At 36.8% G+C, this 1,627-nt stretch carries 1 protein-coding gene; it reads right to left on the minus strand.

Translation table 11 applies throughout. The features are described from left to right. Positions 1–196 precede the first annotated feature (196 nt). Positions 197–1,504, minus strand: coding sequence for a transposase family protein (locus WD019_RS21555; protein ID WP_425712794.1), 1,308 nt, complete (start codon positions 1,502–1,504; stop codon positions 197–199). Positions 1,505–1,627: the final 123 nt, after the last annotated feature.

The raw sequence follows: 1,627 nt of genomic DNA on the forward strand, positions 1-1,627 counted from the left end.
CAGCCTTGAGGAGTAATTATTGTAAATTCACCACTAAAAATGTTAACTTATATGACATTTATGTTATATTTTTACATTTGTTTTCGTGTGTTTTTTTGCCAAAAAGGGAATCCGAATTTTGCTCGGTCTTTTTTAAAATTTTTTAATCCCAAGTTTTTTTTGCCTTCTTATCACATCCTTTGCTACAATAGAATCGTTAGGTAAACCTTACTTGTAGGGGTTTATCCAGCATTTCCATATCCTCGTCTGTTAATGTGCGGGTCCGAATCGCTTCTAACAGATTAGAGGATATTTCTTTTGCCGTTTTTTTGAATTCCCTCACCATTTTTATCCCATTTTCATAAAGCTGCATCATGATATCCGCAATTTGTGTCATCAAATAGTGATTTTTCATGGCGTTGTAATTATGGCTATTGGCATGTTCGATTTGGAATCGGTGATTTTTTTGTTGATTAAATCCTTGATTCTCAATGGCCCAGCGATTTCTACCTGTTTGTATAAGCCTTTCCACATTCTTTTTTGTAATGGGTAAATCCGTAATAAAGACGTAGTGTTTGGTCTTGTTTTCCTCTACCTTGATCGTTGTTTCCATGACATTTACCGTTCGTCGATTGTAGGAAATCCCATTGATCCAGGTCGTATTCTTGGAATGTTTTTGTTCGATTTCCTTAAGAAGCTTAAATTCACTGGCAATGCTTTTGATTCGTCCTTCTTTAAATCTAAAAATATAGTTCCAACGGTTTCTCTCACAGATCTCAAAGACCGTTTCGCAGGCGTAGAGACTGTCTCCTAATAGGCAGATGGGGAGCCGTTTAAAGGTTTGCTTTAACTTCCTAGCAAGCCGATAAAACGCTTTTAATTCACAGTCCTGTTTGGTCACTTCTTCCGTTTCATTTTCGATAAATTCCGATGCCACACTAAAAACCATGTTGCCTACAACGAGTTTTGCTTCGAGTACATGGTGCATATACACGGTCTTTGCTTCTCCTGTTTCTTTATCGCGATAAACTCTTTTCAAACAATGTTCACAGTGTTTCTCGCCGAAAGTATGGAGCCCCGTTCCGTCGATAATGATTCCCCAATACCTACCCTCGATTCTCCAGGCCTCAAAGCATCTCTTTTTCAATAATTCTTTGATCATTTTGGTTCGGATGTTCTCCAGCTCTGTCATCTCTAATCCGGAAAGAAAGTTATTGATCGTATCATAATGGGGCAATTCTACTAACATGGTTAAACCTAATATCTTCCTTACATTTTCGATGCATTCTTCCTTATTCAACCCGTCAGTCATACTTCTCATTGATCGAAAACCCGCTATGTTTTTTAACAATAGAGTGAATAAAAGGACTTCAGGCTGATAGGTAATATGGCTTTGACAGCGATGATCATTAACTCCCTTTAGCTGGTTCACAAGGTCTTTGAAAAAATGCCTCTTGATTTTCAGGAACTCGAAAAAATAATTCGTTTCTTTTTCTTTTTCTCTTTTTTCTTTTCTTGTCACCATACTAAAATCTCCTCCGAAATAAACGATTATTGCCATAAGATAGTTAAATTATCCTATATTTAGCGCTTTTCGGGGGAGATTATTTTTAATTTATTCCGAAAAAATACTGATTCCTCAGGGCTG

It is taken from the genome of Fictibacillus sp. Mic-4 (assembly GCF_049843615.1).
GTDB lineage: Bacteria > Bacillota > Bacilli > Bacillales > Fictibacillaceae > Fictibacillus_A > Fictibacillus_A gelatini.